Origin of the sequence: Caulobacter sp. UNC358MFTsu5.1 (genome assembly GCF_000712075.1) — a bacterium.
Lineage (GTDB): Bacteria > Pseudomonadota > Alphaproteobacteria > Caulobacterales > Caulobacteraceae > Caulobacter.
This window is the reverse complement of record NZ_JONW01000005.1, coordinates 486,694-502,099: the sequence shown is the minus strand read 5'-3', so window position 1 is coordinate 502,099 and position 15,406 is coordinate 486,694. Positions and strand designations below refer to the sequence as shown.

14 protein-coding genes are annotated in these 15,406 nt (G+C 70.5%); 9 read left to right on the top strand and 5 right to left on the bottom strand.

The genetic code is table 11. From position 1 onward, the window contains the following. Position 1 precedes the first annotated feature (1 nt). The gene (pflA, locus tag BR39_RS0104335; RefSeq protein ID WP_081916522.1) at positions 2-850 is read left to right on the top strand and encodes a pyruvate formate-lyase-activating protein; all 849 of its coding nucleotides are present in this window, start codon (positions 2-4) and stop codon (positions 848-850) included. Here the strand turns inward: pflA and BR39_RS0104330 are convergent. Beyond that, complete coding sequence (locus tag BR39_RS0104330) at positions 847-1,233, bottom strand: hypothetical protein (protein WP_029908074.1); 387 nt, start codon at positions 1,231-1,233, stop codon at positions 847-849. The two genes, pflA and BR39_RS0104330, sit on opposite strands and share 4 nt — an antisense overlap. Before the next feature lie 346 nt (positions 1,234-1,579). On the opposite strand from BR39_RS0104330, the gene BR39_RS0104325 reads away from it, so the two are divergent. The 4 genes from BR39_RS0104325 to BR39_RS25655 all read left to right on the top strand — a co-directional run bounded on the left by BR39_RS0104325 (position 1,580) and on the right by BR39_RS25655 (position 5,453). Continuing rightward, positions 1,580-2,215: a response regulator transcription factor gene (locus BR39_RS0104325; protein ID WP_029908072.1), complete on the top strand. Its 636-nt coding sequence runs from the start codon at positions 1,580-1,582 to the stop codon at positions 2,213-2,215. Between the two features lie 84 nt (positions 2,216-2,299). After that, positions 2,300-3,664 (top strand): DUF1254 domain-containing protein, encoded by a 1,365-nt coding sequence (locus BR39_RS0104320; protein WP_029908070.1) that lies wholly within the window; start codon positions 2,300-2,302, stop codon positions 3,662-3,664. Then, positions 3,661-4,497: a DUF2092 domain-containing protein gene (locus tag BR39_RS0104315; RefSeq protein WP_051695165.1), complete on the top strand. Its 837-nt coding sequence runs from the start codon at positions 3,661-3,663 to the stop codon at positions 4,495-4,497. Before BR39_RS0104320 ends, BR39_RS0104315 begins: the two co-directional genes overlap by 4 nt. After that, positions 4,494-5,453: a hypothetical protein gene (locus BR39_RS25655; protein WP_051695162.1), complete on the top strand. Its 960-nt coding sequence runs from the start codon at positions 4,494-4,496 to the stop codon at positions 5,451-5,453. Before BR39_RS0104315 ends, BR39_RS25655 begins: the two co-directional genes overlap by 4 nt. Here the strand turns inward: BR39_RS25655 and BR39_RS0104305 are convergent. The 4 genes from BR39_RS0104305 to BR39_RS0104290 form a co-directional block, all read right to left on the bottom strand. Continuing rightward, a complete protein-coding gene (locus tag BR39_RS0104305; RefSeq protein ID WP_051695160.1) occupies positions 5,450-6,175 on the bottom strand; it encodes a hypothetical protein in 726 nt (241 codons plus the stop codon). The genes BR39_RS25655 and BR39_RS0104305 overlap by 4 nt on opposite strands. Before the next feature lie 75 nt (positions 6,176-6,250). Next, positions 6,251-7,615 carry a sensor histidine kinase gene (locus tag BR39_RS25650; protein ID WP_051695157.1) on the bottom strand — a complete coding sequence of 455 codons (1,365 nt, stop codon included), beginning with the start codon at positions 7,613-7,615 and terminating at the stop codon, positions 6,251-6,253. An 83-nt stretch (positions 7,616-7,698) separates the two neighbouring features. Next, positions 7,699-8,409 carry a DUF3313 family protein gene (locus BR39_RS0104295; protein WP_035018150.1) on the bottom strand — a complete coding sequence of 237 codons (711 nt, stop codon included), beginning with the start codon at positions 8,407-8,409 and terminating at the stop codon, positions 7,699-7,701. A gap of 117 nt (positions 8,410-8,526) precedes the next feature. Next, complete coding sequence (locus BR39_RS0104290) at positions 8,527-10,059, bottom strand: OprO/OprP family phosphate-selective porin (RefSeq protein WP_029908058.1); 1,533 nt, start codon at positions 10,057-10,059, stop codon at positions 8,527-8,529. A gap of 295 nt (positions 10,060-10,354) precedes the next feature. On the opposite strand from BR39_RS0104290, the gene BR39_RS0104285 reads away from it, so the two are divergent. From BR39_RS0104285 to BR39_RS0104270, 4 genes are read left to right on the top strand one after another with little or no spacing between them, the layout of a single operon-like run. Then, a complete protein-coding gene (locus BR39_RS0104285) occupies positions 10,355-11,560 on the top strand; it encodes a DcaP family trimeric outer membrane transporter (protein ID WP_197026639.1) in 1,206 nt (401 codons plus the stop codon). Positions 11,561-11,582: 22 nt separating this feature from the next. Then, the gene (gene glsA, locus BR39_RS0104280) at positions 11,583-12,626 is read left to right on the top strand and encodes a glutaminase A (protein WP_197026638.1); all 1,044 of its coding nucleotides are present in this window, start codon (positions 11,583-11,585) and stop codon (positions 12,624-12,626) included. Between the two features lie 19 nt (positions 12,627-12,645). Continuing rightward, entirely contained in the window at positions 12,646-14,226 is a 1,581-nt protein-coding gene (locus tag BR39_RS0104275) for a hypothetical protein (RefSeq protein ID WP_197026637.1), read from the top strand. Positions 14,227-14,241: 15 nt separating this feature from the next. After that, a complete protein-coding gene (locus BR39_RS0104270) occupies positions 14,242-15,321 on the top strand; it encodes an amidohydrolase family protein (RefSeq protein ID WP_029908051.1) in 1,080 nt (359 codons plus the stop codon). The last annotated feature ends 85 nt before the right edge of the window (positions 15,322-15,406 follow it).

Genomic DNA, 15,406 nt, shown 5'->3' with positions numbered 1-15,406 from the left:
CGTGGCGGAGGCGGGCCAGGACAAGGCGCCGGCCCTGGAGGCCGCCAACGAGTTCGAGCTGCGGGTCGGGCTCAGCCGGCAGGTGCCGGAGATGAACATCCGCACGGGCCTGGCCACGGGCGAGATCGGCTTTCTGCACTCGTTCACCACCGGCTCGGCGGTGGACGGGCCGGGGATCCGGCTGGTGGCCTGGCTGGCGGGCTGCATGTTCCGCTGCCGCTTCTGCCACAACCCCGACACCTGGACGCTGACCAACGGCCTGCCCGTGCCGTTCGAGCGGGCCGTGGAGGAACTGCGGACCTACGCCAACGGCCTGAAGGTGATGGGCGGGGGGCTGACCCTGTCGGGGGGCGAACCCCTGATGCAGGCCCGCTTCGTCGCCCGCCTGTTCGCCGCGGCCAAGGCCATGCGCGTGCACACGGCGATCGAGACCAATGGGTTCTACGCCGAACGCCTGTCGGACGAGGAGCTGTCGAACATCGACCTGGTGATCCTGGACATGAAGGGCTTCACGCCGGCGCAGCACGAGCGGGTCACCGGCGTGGTCGACAATGCCCGCGTCATCGCCTTCGGCGAGCGCCTGGCCCGCCTGAAGCGCCCGATGTGGCTGCGGTTCGTGCTGGTCCCGGGCCTGACCGACGTCCCCGGCGAGATGGCCGCCCTGGCCGACTACGCCGCCGGCCTGGGCGTGGTCCAGCGGGTCGAGGTGCTGCCCTTCCACCAGATGGGGGCCTTCAAGTGGGCCCGGCTGGGATTGGACTACGACCTGGAGGCCACGCAGCCGCCGTCGGCCCAGCAGGTCGCGGCGGCGATCGGCGTCTTCCGGGCGGCGGGGCTCGACGCCTGCTAGGGCGCGCCGGCGGGCTTCGGCGCCGGCTTCTCGCGCTCCACGGCGCAGGGGCCGGTGGTCTGCTTCAGGCCCGAGGCGCCGACCGTCTTCCACGATCCCCGCCCGCTGGCCCGGTCGACGCTGAGCGTCAGGATCAGCGAGGCCGAGGCGATGACGCCCTCGAGCTTGGCGCGATCCGCCGTGCAGCTGAAGACCTCGCACAGATTGGGTCCGAACCGCTTCTCGGCCGGCTTCCATTCCTGCAGCAGCCGGGGCGCGACGCGGAAGGTCCGCGTGGTCTGGGTCGCGCTGTCGATCCGGCATCGCAGGATCAAGGCGTCGCTCGTCGGAGGGTCGGCGAGGGCAAGGGCCAGCAGGGGGACGAGCAGGGCGGTCGATGGCACGGGGAGCCTCCGATTTCGCCCCATCATGCGCCGCGGGGACCTAGATGCCCCTTGGGTGAACACCTGAGAGACGCTGGAGGTTTATGCGGATGGCGCTCCACCACCTTTGGGTGTCTGTTTCAGCATTGAAACGAACGGTTGGGCGCTGTTCGTGCGGGGGGAGTCCCTTCGTCGAAGGGACGATCGATCCGGAGAAACCCTCGTCATGGTCCGCGTTGGTGTTGAGGGGCGTTGAGGGGCGAGGTTTCGCGAAGGCGACCGCGTGAGCGGGCCTGTCCCCCTGTCCTGCCGGCGGTCGCGCGCGGCTTCGGTCGAGCGCGGCGCTTGTCCACAGGGAGGGGCGAGGATGCTGCGTATTCTGATTGCCGACGACCACGAGCTGGTCCGTCGAGGTGTTCGAAACGTCATCGAGGACCATCCCGGCTGGATGGTCTGCGCCGAGGCCTCCGACGGCCAGCAGGCCCTGGAACTGGCCCTCCAGGAAAAACCCGATGTGGCCATCCTCGACGTGTCGCTGCCGATCCTGAACGGGGTGGCCCTGACGCGCCTCCTGCAGAAGGAGTGCCCCAAGATCCGCGTCCTGCTGTTCACGATGCACGACGACGACGAGACGGTCAGCAGCGCCCTGGCGGCGGGGGCGCGGGGCTATGTCCTGAAGTCCGACACCGGGACCAACCTGGAGGGCGCGATCTCGGCCCTGCACGTCAACCGCCTGTACTTCTCGTCGCCGGTCTCGGAGCTGCTGCTCTACGCCGCGCTGAACGAACGCAAGAAATCGCGGCTGGAGAGCTTCACCACCCGCGAGCTGGAGGTCGCCCAGCTGATCGCCGAGGGCAAGGTCAACAAGGAGATCGCCCGCCAGTTGAAGATCAGCATCAAGACCGTGGAGAGCCATCGGGCGGCGGGCATGCGCAAGGCCGGGGTGCGGACCGCGGCGGCGTTCGTCCGCTTCGCGATAAAGCACAAAATGATCCAGGCCTAGGTCGGCGCCAGGGTCGCCTCCGGGTTCGGCCTGATACCCCCCTCGCCGTGATCTCGAAACACTTCGCGTGTGCGGAGGCGATCGGTGACCAAGCAGATTTTCAAGCCGCGAGGCCAGAACACCACCCGCGCGATCGCGGCCAACGTGTTTTCGCTGTGCTTCCCTCTGTTCCTGGTCGACGCGGTGCGGCGGGTCCATCCCGTCGCGCTGCAGCAGTTCCACCTGCTGCCGCCCGACGGCGCGGACCTGGCGCCGGGGCTGCTGGAGGACGACCCCCGCATCGTCATCGCCAGCGCCTGGATCGACCTGACCGACGGCCCCGTGGTGCTGCACCTGCCGCACACCCACGGGCGGCATTTCGACCTCACCCTGATCGACACCGCCGGCGAGCCGTTCGCCAGCCTGGGGACCCGCACGGACAACGACGACGGCGTGGACGTCGCGGTGGTCGGCCCGCGCTGGAGCGGCGAGGTCCCGCACACCCACCTGGCCCGCCGCGCGCCCAGCGACGCCTGCTGGGCGGTCAGCCGCATCCACGCCCATTCGCCGCTGGACCGCCCCGAGGCCGAGGCCGTCTCCCGGAACCAGCACGTCAGCTCGCTGGGGCGGCGGGCCGAGCATCGCACCGACCACGTCACCAGCCTGGAGCCGCCGGCCGTCTCCAGCCTTCGGCAGGTGATCGAGCTGGGGCCGGCCGTGTTCTTCCATCGCCTGGACTCGGTGCTGGACCGCGCCCCGATCGGCTTCGAGCGGTCGGTGCGACCCCTGATCGACCAGTTCCGCCGCGACCTGGACGGACCGCCGCCGGTTTCCAGCTGGTCGCCGGACTTGGCCGAGGCCCTGGAGCTGGGCTTCGCCGACGGCCTGGCCGCGATCCGGGCCGCGACGGCCGCGATCTCGGAGAGCCGGGGCATCGGCTGGCACGCGGTGGCCGTGCCGCAGCACGACGAGTCCGGCGCGTCCCTGGCCCAGGCCGGCCGCGCCTATTCCAGCCTCGGCGCCCCCGCCCGCGAGGAACTGCTGACCCTGGTCTGCGAGCACGACGGCCACGGCCGTCCGCTGCGCGGCGACCGCAGCTCGCGCCTGCGCTTCCCGCCCGACGGCCTGCCGCCGGTGCGCGGGTTCTGGCGACTGCACACCCGCCCGACCGCCTCGGGGGACAAGCGGCACGGGATCGGCGACCGCAACGACCTCAGCCCCGACGACGACGGCGCGCTGAGCCTGATCATCCACGACCTGCCGCCCGCCCCGGGCGACCTGGGCAACTGGCTGTCCGCCCCGCACGGCGAGATGTGCCTGATCATGCGGCTCTACGCGCCCCGCGGCGAGGCCCTGTCCGGCGCCTGGCGCATGCCGCCGATCGAGATCGTGGACCTGGACGTGGACGGCTCCAGGCCGGGGGGCGCGTCGTCCGAAAGTCTTAAGCCAAACAGGAGGACTCCGTCGTGAGACCACTGCCCTTCGTCGCCTGCTGCGTCCTGAGCGTCGCGGCGGCGGCCTTACCCTCCCTGACCCTCGCCCAGGCGATGCTAGCCCCCGCGGCGCCGAAGCCCGCCGCCGCGCCGGCGGCGACGCCGAACACCGGGCCGGCGACGCCGACGGTCGAGCCCGAGGCGCGCCAGGCGCTGGAGCGGATGAGCGCCTATCTCGGCACGCTGTCCAGCTTCGAGATCAAGACCCAGACCACCGTCGACGTCATCACCGAGATCGGACAGCGCGTGCAGATCGACGGGTCGGCCCACTACAAGGTGCGTCGCCCCAACGGCTTCGTCATCGACGTCGTCACCGACATGAAGACGCGCAGCTTCTTCTACGACGGCAAGTCGTTCACGGTGTTCTCGCCCCGGCACGACTACTACGCGACGGTCCCCGCGCCGGACACCATCATCAAGACGCTGGACGTCCTGTGGGACCAATTCGGCCTGGCCCTGCCGCTGGAGGACCTGTTCCGCTGGAACGACACCAAGAGCCGGCGGGCCGAGGACCTGAGCAGCGGCTTCCTGGTGGGCCCCGCCACGATCGACGGGGTGCTCACCAACCAGTACGCCTTCCGCCAGGGCGAGGTGGACTGGTCGGTGTGGATCGAGCAGGGCGACCGCCCGCTGCCGCGCAAGCTGCTGATCGTCGATCGCTCCCAGGCCGAGCAGCCCGCCTATGTGGCGCGGCTGGCCTGGACCCTGAACCCGACCTTCCCGGCCGACACCTTCACGTTCAAGGCCGGTCCCAACGCCAAATCCATCCGCATGAGTACGCTCGAGACCGATACCGGGAGCACGCCATGAAAGTCCGTATCCCCCATGTGATCGCCATCACGGCCGGCGTCGCGGCCTCGATGATCATCTATGTCGACGCCGCCGACGCGGGGCGGGGCGGCGGCCGCGGTGGCGGCGCGCGCGGCGGCGGCATGAGCAGCATGAGCCGAGGCGGCGGCGGGGGCTTCAGCCGCGGCGGCGGCTCCTCGTCGTTCGGCGGCGGCAGCCGGTCCAGCTACAACCGGGGTTCGTCCTCGGGCAGCAGCTTCAGCCGGCCGTCCACCGGCTCGCGTCCCAGCGCGGGGACGCGTCCCAGCACCGGGGCGGGGGCGGGGGCGGGCGGCGGCCTGGGCGGCGGCGCGGCCCAACGGCCCAGCGGCGGGTCCGGGCTGGGAAGCGGGGCCGGCGCCGGCTCAAGGCCGTCCACCGGCTCGCGGCCGTCCACGGGCGATCGGGCGGCGGCCGGCGGTCGCACCGATGCGGGCGGCCGGGGCGATCGCGGAGACGGCGGCCGGGGCGACCGGGGGGATCGCGGCGACAGGGGGGATCGCGGCGACCGTCCCGACCGCGGCGACAACACCATCGGCGGCGGCGACCGCAACACCAACATCAACAACAACACCAACATCAACATCGATGACGGCTGGGGCGGCTGGGACGACGGCTTCTATCACCCGATCGCGGCCGGGATGGTGATCGGCGCCACGGCGGCGGTGACCGCGGCGGCCCTGACGCCCTATCCCTATTACGGGGCGGCCTACTATTCGCTGCCGGCCGGATGCGGGGGCTATCCGTATTACGGCCACTCCTACTACCGCTGCGACGGCTACTATCTGGAGCCGCGCTACGAGGGCGACACGATCGTCTACGTCAACGTGCCCGACCCGGCCTCGGCGGAGGGCAAGGCCGCAGCCCCGGGCAAGACGACCTCGTCGGCGCCCACGCCGACTCCGACGCCGACCAACCCGCCGCCGACCCAGCCCTAGGGCGGCGGGGCGGGCGGCGGGGCGGACGCCGGCGGCGGTCCCAGGATCGCCTTCAGCGAGAACGCGTCGGTCGAGGTCGGGATGGTCAGCAGCATCTGCAGGCCGATCAGCCAGGTCACGATCGACACGGCCGCCAGGGTGAAGCGCACCGAGGTCTGGCGGAAGACCTGGCCGATGCCGCCGAAGAACATCGCCGTGGCCAGCACCACGCCCGCGCGGTTGTAGGCGTAGGAGGTGCGGCTGGCCGCCTCGCCCAAGGCGAACTGGGTCTCGGCCTCCTTCTCGGCGCGTTCGGCCTCTTCGAAGCCCGGCGTGCGGTAGCCGGTCATGGCGAACGGGGTCGGCGGGGCCTTGGGGTCGTCCAGCGGGCGGGTGGCCAGCCAGGCCTCGAACTGGTCGTGGAAGTTGGCCGGCATGCGGGTGCGGTAGAACTGGGCCAGGGCGTCGTTGCCCCGGCTCTTGGCCTCGATCCAGTCGCTGAACAGGTCGATCTGCACCGAGCGGACCATGTCGCCTTCGAACCGGGCCCGCGAGGCGGCGCCGCGTTCGAAGTTCGCCCGGCCGAAATGCACGCTCTGCATGCCGTTCCAGATCGCGCCCTGGTGGCTGGCCCACGACGCCATCAGTCCGGCGACGGACAGGACGACGGCCGTGACCGTCTCGACCAGCCTGGCCCCGGCCGAGGTTTCGGCGTTGTCGTTGGCGTCGGGCCGACGGGCCATCCTTGGCTCTCCCTGAGGGTCTCAAAGAACGGCCCCGCACGCGTGCGGGGCCCAGTAAGGAGGTCTGGAAACCTCCTAGTCCGCCGTCTGAGGGGAGGAGGGCGGACGGTTCAAACTCGCGCCCGGCGGAGGCCGTGACGATCCGTGATTACCCTGACGTCGAGGGCGGAGCCGCCCGGGCTTGCCGGCTCGCGGCGACGACGCCGGGAAGCGCACCGTACCGGCCCCGGCGGGCAGGACGGCGACCACGACCGTGCCGGTTCCGGGGCAGGTGATCTCGATCCGCCCCTTCAGCTGGGCCGCGCGGGCGCGCATGCCCGCGATGCCGACCCCGGAGTCCAGGCCGGCGCCGTCGCCCCGCAGCAGGGCCGCGACGCCCTTGCCGTCGTCGCTGACCCGGACGGTCAGGACGCCGCCGTGGCTGATCAGCTCGACGTCGGCGTGCTGGGCTTCGGCGTGGCGGTAGACGTTGGAAAGCGCTTCCTGGACGATGCGGTAGGCCGCGTGCTGGACCGGCGGCGGGGCGGCGTCGACCGGGCCGCGGGTCAGGAAGCTGGCGGTGAGACCGGTGCGGGCCCCGAAGCCGTTGACGAAGCCGCGCACCGCGTGGGCCAGGCCGTTCTGCGCGAGGCCCGCCGGCTTGATCAGGTAGGAGAGGACGCGGATCTCCTTCATCACCTCGCCGACCGAGGTCTCCATGTCGTCCAGCACCGCGTCGGCCTTGTCGCCCGAGACCAGGGGGCGCAGGCGTCCCAGCGACAGGTTGAGCGCCGCCAGGTGCTGGCAGGTGGAGTCGTGCAGCTCGATGGCGATGCGCACGCGCTCCTCCTCCTGGGCCGCCAGCAGGTCGCAGGCCCGCGCCGGCGACGGCCGCGCCTTCGGCAGGGGCAGGTCGTCGTGCACCACCACGAACGCCGGCTGGGGACTGAACGGCAGGGGGCTGATCCGCACATGGCGGCGGTGGGGCGGCTCGCTGTCCGTCACCGTGTAGTGGTGGGTGAACGAGGAGCTGCGACCGCTCAGCAGGTCCTGGACGCCGTTGCGGAACGCGCTCCGTCCCAGGACCGGGCTGATCCGCGTGCAGAAGTCCAGATAGGGCTCGCCCAGGCCGGCGTGACGCGACGCGCCCGAGCGGCGCGCGGCGTCCCTCCAGGCGGGATTGACCGCGATCACCACGCCGGCCTCGTTGATCAGGGCCGTCTCCTGGACCAGCGCCTTGGAGACCGTGGCCAGAAGCCTGGCGGCGGCGCGACTGGCGGGCTTCAGCATCGGGACGGAGTCGAACGAGGCCTGCACCGGCGCGAGGGCCGATCTGGCCCGCCGCAGCATGCCGGTCACCGCCAGCCCGAGGGCGGCGGGCGGGGCGGGCGACGCGATCCCCTGATGGCCGCCGAACAGGGGCCACAGCAGCGGCAGCGTCTGGTCGAGCCGATGGGACATCTCAAGCGTCCTTCCACTGGCCTCTCCCGACAGAAAGCAAGTCCAAGGCCCGCCTCCGCGCGCGGGCCGTCCACTGCAAACGGCTACTTGGGCGGGGCTGGAGCCGGTTGCCCGGTGTCGCTGATCGGCGACCGCGCCTTCAGTTCGTTGAGGCCGCGAAGGCTCAGCTCGGCCCATCGCTCGACCACCCGCCGGAAGTCCATGCGGTTGGTGACGCGGTTGCGCTGTCCGTAGGTGTTGTCGCCGACGACGCGCCGGTCGACGGCGCGGCCCAGCAGGGCGCCGGTCTGGGAGTCCCGCACCTCGATGAAGTAGGTCGCCTCGCCGGCGTCGTTGGCGAAGCTGTAGGTGCGGCCGGGGTCCATGGTGTCCGGCGCCGAGACGCGGACGTTGAGCACGCCCGTCCTCAGCCACAGCACGTCGGGCCCGGCCTCGGTGACCACCGGATAGCCGCCCTTGTTGAACTCCTCGGCGAAGATCTCGCTGGCGCCGGCGACGCCCTGGGTGATGGCCTTCTGGACGTCCTTCTCGGAAATGTCCCGCGAAACGCCGAGGCCCTGGCTGTTGTAGTCGCGACGCCAGTTCTTCTCGAAGGTGACCTCGGTGGGGTCCAGCTTGATCTTGGTGTAGCCGGTGAAGGTCGCGCCCGGGGCCAGGTAGACCAGGTCGAAGCCCTTGGTCTTGACCTGGATCAGGCCGTCCCAGGTCTGAGGGGGCTTGGCGGCCAGCGCCGGTGCGGCGGTGGCGACGGTGAACGCCAGGAACACCGCCGGGATGAGCTGTCGACGATCCATTTTCTCGGCCTCGATCTGCTGCGGCCAAGCATCGCCATGACGGCCGGGATCACCATCGGGGAAAACCCTCGGGCCGGCGCCGTACACCCCGCGCCGGCGTATCAGGCGCATACCGCGTCAGAAGGCGTAACGCAGGCGCATGGCCACGACGTCCAGGGTCTGGCCGATCTGGACGCCGACCGGCGGGGTCGTCGGGGCGGGGCCGAAAGGCTCGGGATCGGCGGGGCTGGCGGGGTTCAGGCGGTCCACCTTCACATGCATGGCGTTCAGCATCAGGCGGATGCGGTTGGAGGGGTACCAGTTCAGCGCCAGGCTGAGGATGGCCTGGTCGCCGCCCCGGACCCCGCCGGGCGGGGGCGGCGCGCCGGGGTCGCCGGCGTAGGAATTGGCGTCCATCCGGCTGTAGCGCGCGGCCAGCTCCCAGGCGCCCCAGCCCCCGGTCCGCAGGGGGCGCCGGGTCAGGGGGCGTCCGAACACCGCGCGCGTCTGGTCGAAGCGCCGCGCCTCGCCCGTCAGCATCCAGCTGCCCTCGATGTAGAAGCCGAAGAAGCGCGGGTCGCGCGGGAGGTCGCGGGACGAGCGCTCGACCGCGAAATGGAAGGCCTCGGCCTGCAGGAACAGGTTGCGGCGGCGCGCGGCGAACTCCAGGCCCAGCACCCGGACGTGGTGGGCGACGATGTCGCCGGTGTCGAGCAGGGGCGTGTCGTCGACGCGCACCTCCGGCGTGGCCTGCAGCCGCACGCCGAACCCCGGCGTCCGGCCGTCCTGAGGGTCGCCGGGCGATAGCACGTAGATCAGCGATCCGCCCAGGTGGTAGCTGGAGTCCGCCGACGGATAGAAGGCCCGCGAGGTCCGCACGATCACCGCCGACTTGGGCGAGGTCTCGTCGTCCTCGTGCAGGACGGGTCCCGTCAGGCTGACCGCAGTCATCCAGTTGCGGGTCGCGCGCCGCACGGTCACGCCCAGCCGGCCGTCGCCGCCGCCCAGGCCGCGCGCCAGGTTGGCGGCCGTCGCCCGCTCCAGGAACGGGTTGGCGTCGGTGCTGGTCGCATCCTCCATGTTGGTCAGCTGGGGATAGGCCCCGGCGATGAACACCCAGGGCGCGAAGCGGCTGTAGCGGGCCCAGACCTCGGCGACGCGGGCCTCGCCGTGCTCGTCGCGGCCGCCGATGTCGAACATGGCCCGGTAGGACAGGTTCTCGCCCCACTGGCCCTCGCCGCCCAGGCGGGCCTTGCGCAGGTACGAGCCGTCGGCCAGGGCCCGGGCGTCCAGGGTGTCGCCGCTGCCGATGGCGCCGCGCCGGAAGTCGGTCTCCGGCGGTCCGGCGGCGGGCTGGGTGTAGTTCGCGCCGTCGAGCTGGATGTAGCCCCGGAAGGTCCACGGACCCAGGCTGAAGTCCTGGTCCAGCACCGACAGCAGCTTCAGGGGCACGACCAGCAGGGCGTGGGGCGCCTCGGCCTGGTCCTCGGCCGTCGGCGGCTGCTGCGGGGCCTGTTCGGCGGAGGGCGTCGTCGCGGGAGGTCGGGCCGCCTCGGCCGGCGCCTCCGTCGTGGCGAGCGCCGCCGCGACGAGCAGCGCCAGGGTCAGGCGAGGTCTCCGGCGTCGAGGGGGCGGGCGGGGGTCATGGGAAGCCTCCAGGTTGGCGCCCACGGTCGGGTGGGCCGCGGGCCTGGGCCATCCGGCGGATACCCCAGCCGCCGGGCCGCAGGCGCCCGAGCCGAGGCCCGCGTCCCGGCCGCGCCGACCGTTCCGGCGCTCGCGAAAGGCGCGAGGGTTACGGGCAATCGACCTCGGGTCGTATCAGGTCCCCACCGGATACGTTCGCTCCGGAGCCGCTTCTAGCCTCTGCCGGAGACGCGTGGATCAGCCGCGCCGGTCACCGGGTCCAGTACATAGGGGCGACACGATGGGAACTCTCCACGGGCGGCTCGGGCCGCGATTGCTGATGGCGACCGCGCTGGTCGGCGGCCTCGGCATGGTTCAGGCGGCTCACGCCCAGGACGCGCCGAACTTCGAGGTCTACGGCTTCGCCCAGGTCGACTTCACCCAGGACTTCAACCGCGTGGACCCGGCCTGGGACGACGCCCTGCGGCCCTCGAAGATCCCGACGACGCAAGGCACGTTCGGCGACAACGGCCAGACCTCGATCAGCGTCAAGCAGAGCCGGTTCGGCGTGAAGGCCCAGCAGGACATCGCCGGCAAGCCGCTGTTCGTGCAGTTCGAATTCGACCTGTTCGGGGTCGGCGGCGACGCCGGCCAGACCACCTTCCGTCTGCGCCACGCCTACGGTCAGTGGGGCCCGGTCCTGGCCGGCCAGACCAACAGCGTGTTCATGGACGGCGACATCTTCCCCAACACCATCGAGTACTGGGGTCCGACGGGGATGGTGTTCCTGCGCAACCCGCAGATCCGCTACACCTTCGGTTCAGGCCCGGGCCAGTTCGCGATCGCGGTCGAGAAGCCCGGCAACGACATCGATCCGGGCAACATCCGCACCGTCTCTCCGGAGCTGGGCGCCAACATCCGGGGCGACGAGAGCCTGCCCGACCTGACCGGCCACTATCGCTACCAGGGCGACTGGGGCCACGTGCAGCTGGCGGGCATCCTGCGGCGGGTGGGCTACGAAACCGTCGGCGCGACCGACAACAAACCCAAGAACACCAAGCTGGGCTGGGGCGTGAACGCCACGTCCAACATCAAGGTCGGAGCCAAGGACGTCGTCCATCTGGGCGTGGTCTACGGCGAAGGTATCGCCAGCTACATGAACGACGGCGGCACCGACATGGGCCCCGAAGCGGCGACCGGCGTCACCCTGCCGCTGCCCACCCCCGTGCCGCCCGGCTCGCTGCGCGGCGACGTGCTGCCGCTGCTGGGCCTGACGGCCTACTACGACCACTACTGGAACGACCAATGGTCCAGCTCGGTCGGCTGGAGCATGACCAAGGTCGACAACACCGATTTCCAGGAAGCCACGGCCTACACGTACGGCCAGTACGCCTCGGCCAACCTGCTCTACACGCCCGACCCGCGGATCCTGATCGGCGGCGAGCTGCTGTGGGGCGAGCGCAAGGACTTCAACGACAACAAGGGCGACGACCTGCGGGTGCAGGTGTCGTTCAAGTACAGCTTCTCCAGCAAAGATTTCCGCTAGGCGGCTCACGGGAGACGATCCGATGATGCAGACCAACGCTTCCCGCCGCGACCTCGCCAGGGGTCTCGCCGTCCTGGGTTTCGGCCTGACCGCCGGCGCCGGCCTGGCCGCGGCTCCGCCCGCTCAGGCCCAGGCCTCGGGCGCCGCCGCCGCGGCGGTCAAGGCCGCCTACGACAAGTACAAGGGGCTGCAGGAAGGCAAGAACGCCGACTACATCCCCGCGCTCGCCAAGGTGCCGTCGAACTATTTCGGCATCGCCCTGGCCACGCCCCAGGGGGCGCTGGCCACCGCCGGCGACATCGAGCCGACCTTCTCGATCCAGTCGATCTCCAAGGTCTTCACCCTGGCCCTGGTGTTCCAGGAATCCGGTGAGGACCTGATCGAGAACAGCATCGGGGTGGACGCCACCGGCCAGGTGTTCAACTCGATCGTCGCGGTCGAGCAATACCGCGGCAAGGAGATGAACCCCCTGGTCAATCCCGGCGCCATCGCCACCACCGGCATGGTCAAGGGCACGCCCGACGAGGTCTGGAAGAAGATCCTGGCCCTGCATTCCGACTTCGCCGGCCGCCAGCTGTCGGTCGACGAGGAGGTCTACAAGTCCGAGGCCGACACCAACCAGCGCAACCGGGCCATCGGCGCCCTGATGTGGGCCTACGAACGGTTCAAGAGCGACCCGGCCGTGGCCACCGACATCTACACGCGCCAGTGCGCCATCGCCGTCAACGCCAAGGACCTGGGCAACATGGCCGCCACTCTGGCCAACGGCGGCAAGAACCCGATCACCAAGAAGCAGGTGATCGACCCCAAGCACGTTTCCCGCCTCCTGGCGGTGATGGCGACCGCCGGGCTCTACGACGACAGCGGCAAGTGGCTGTTCCACACCGGCCTGCCCGCCAAGAGCGGCGTGGGCGGCGGGCTGATCGCCGTGTCGCCGGGCAAGTTCGGGGTCGGCACCTTCTCGCCGCCGCTCGACGCCGCCGGCAACAGCGTGCGCGGCCAGAAGGCGATCATCGACATCTCGAACGCCCTGGGCGGCAATCCGTACGAAGCCAAGCCGACCTGATCGGTCCGAGGTGAAGTTCATGCCACGCTTTGCGTATCGGCGTCGGACCCGGCTGGGCCCGGCGTCCTCCCTCGCCTGCGCCGCGGCCGGCCTGGTGCTGGCGGGCGCGGCGAGCCCCGTCCTGGCCCAGGAGCTCCAGGCCACGGCGCCGCCGCCGCCGCCGGTCGCCAGCGCCGAGGACCTGGCGGCCATGCGCCGCGAGCTCCAGGCCCTGAGGTCCGAGAACGAGGCGGCCAAGGCGGCCGAGGCCGCGCGGGCCAAGCGCATCGACGCCCTGGACGCCCAGCTCTCCTGGGCCGCGGGCGCCCCGCCGCCGACGGCGCCGGTCGCCACGACGACGGCCGCGTCCGACGACATCGTGCGGCTGCCGACCCGAGCGGCCGAGGACGCCGCCCCGCCGGCGCGCTGGGGCGGCTTCGAGCCCGGCAAGGGCCTGATCCTGATGCGCTCCGACATCGGCGAGGTCGACCTGGGCCTGGTCAGCTACCTGCGCTACCTGAACCAGCACCAGCTGGACAAATCCTATGTGGACGCCTTCGGGCGGACCAAGACCGTCACACCGCGCGAGGACTTCCAGCTGGCCAAGGTGCAGATCACCGTGCGCGGCTGGCTGTTCGATCCGCGGTTCGGCTACAACGCCTATGCCTGGACCTCGCAGACCGCCCAGGGCCTGGGCGCCCAGGTGGTGCTGGCCGGCAACCTCAATTGGAAATTCAACGACGCCCTGCGGGTCTATTTCGGCATCCAGTCGGTGCCGTCGACGCGTTCGACCAACCGGACCTTCCCGTACTGGCTGCGCAACGACAACCGGCCGATCGCCGACGAGTTCTTCCGGGGATCGTACACCCAGGGCATCTGGGCCGACGGCAAGCTGGCCAAGGGCCTGGAATACCGGGTGATGGTGGCCAACAACCTGAGCGCCTTGGGGGTCAACGCCGGCCAGCTGGACGCCAAGCCCAACACCTGGTCGGGCGCCCTGACCTGGATGCCGACCACCGGAGAGTTCGGCCCGGCCAACGGCTTCGGCGATCCGGAAAACCACGACAAGGTCGCGACCCTGTTCAGCGTCCACTACACGCGCAGCACCGAGACGCCGCAGTCGCAACCCAATACCGAGTCCATCGAGAACACCCAGCTGCGGCTGTCCGACGGCACCCTGTTGTTCGCCAACGAAGCCTTCGGCACGCCGGGCCGGATCACCGAGGCGCGCTACCAGATGGTGGCCCTGGACGCGGCGGTGAAGCACCGGGGCTATGCGCTGGAGTTCGAGTACTATTCGCGCTGGCTGGACAACTTCAAGGTCAACGGGATCGTCCCGGTCACCGACCTGCACGACACCGGCTTCCAGCTCCAGGCCTCGGCCATGCTGATCCCCAAGACCCTGATGCTCTATCTGTCGGGCTCCAAGATCTACGGCGGCTACGGCGACCCCTACGACGTCGCCCTGGGCGTCAACTACTACCCGTTCCAGCGTCGGGACCTGCGGGTCAACGTGATGGGGCTCTACACCGACCGTTCTCCCGTCGGCTACACGGCCTATCCCGTCCCGGTCGGCGCGAACGGCTTCACCCTCGTCTCGGACTTCTCCCTCGCCTTCTAGGACCAGGAGGTCGCGATGCCTCGCCGATTTCTCTTCGCCGCCCTGGGGCTCCCGCTGGCGCTCGTCGCCGCGCAGGTCGCGGCCCAGACCCCGGTCCCGACCCCGAAGGGCTGCCAGTTCAGCGACAGCCACTTCCACCTGACCAACTACATCCAGGAAGGGCCCTCGGCCGCCGAGGTGCTGAAGCTGATGGGCGACCGGGTGTGCCGCACCACCCTGTTCGGCATCCCGCTGCAGCAGGAGTGGTCGCACCTGGAGAGCGGCGACATCGCCCCGACCTACTATCTCGAGGCCGACGCGCCGCTGTACTACTACTCGTTCACCGACGCCCAGATCGCCCTGCAGTACCGCGCCCTGTCGCCGGAGCAGCAGAAGCGGGTCGATCCGATGATCACCGGCTTCAACCCGGCCGACATGTACGCCGCCGACCACGTGCGGCGGGTGCTGACCCTGTTCCCCGGGGTCTTCACCGGCATCGGCGAGTTCTCGGTGCACAAGGAGTTCGTCTCGCCCAAGATCGCCGGCGGCGGGGCCAGCCTGACCGACCCGTCGCTGGACCGCCTGCTCGACTTCGCCGGCGAGGTCGGGCTGGTGGCGATCCTGCACAACGACATGGTCCGGCCCTTCACCAAGGACGCCAAGGTCCGGGGCTATTTCGACCAGCTGACGGCGCTGTACGCGCGCCATCCCAATACGACGATCATCTGGGCCCATGCCGGCATGGGGCGGGTCGTCCAGCCGGTGAAGTCCGAGGCGACCTATCTGGAGGAGATCCTCTCCAACCCCGCCATGAAGAACGTGATGTTCGACATCTCGTGGGACGAGGTGGCCAAGTACCTGGTGGCGACCGACGAGTCCTCGACCCTGGCGGCGGCCCTGATCAACAAATACCCGGACCGCTTCCTGTTCGGCAGCGACGTGGTCGCGCCCCGCTCGCCCGAGCAGTATTTCGCCGTCTACGAGGCCTACAAGCCGCTCTGGGCCAAGCTGACGCCGGAGACGCGCGAGAAGGTCTTGAAGGGCAATTACGAACGTGTTTTCGACGCCGCCCGGGTCAAGGTGCGGGCCTGGGAAAAGGCCAATGCGCGACCATAGGATTCGGCAAGCCCAGATTCGGGTGAACTGAGGTCTAGGCTCAGGTCTACACCTGATAGGTCTTGTCCGCCCGGGCGCCAAACTC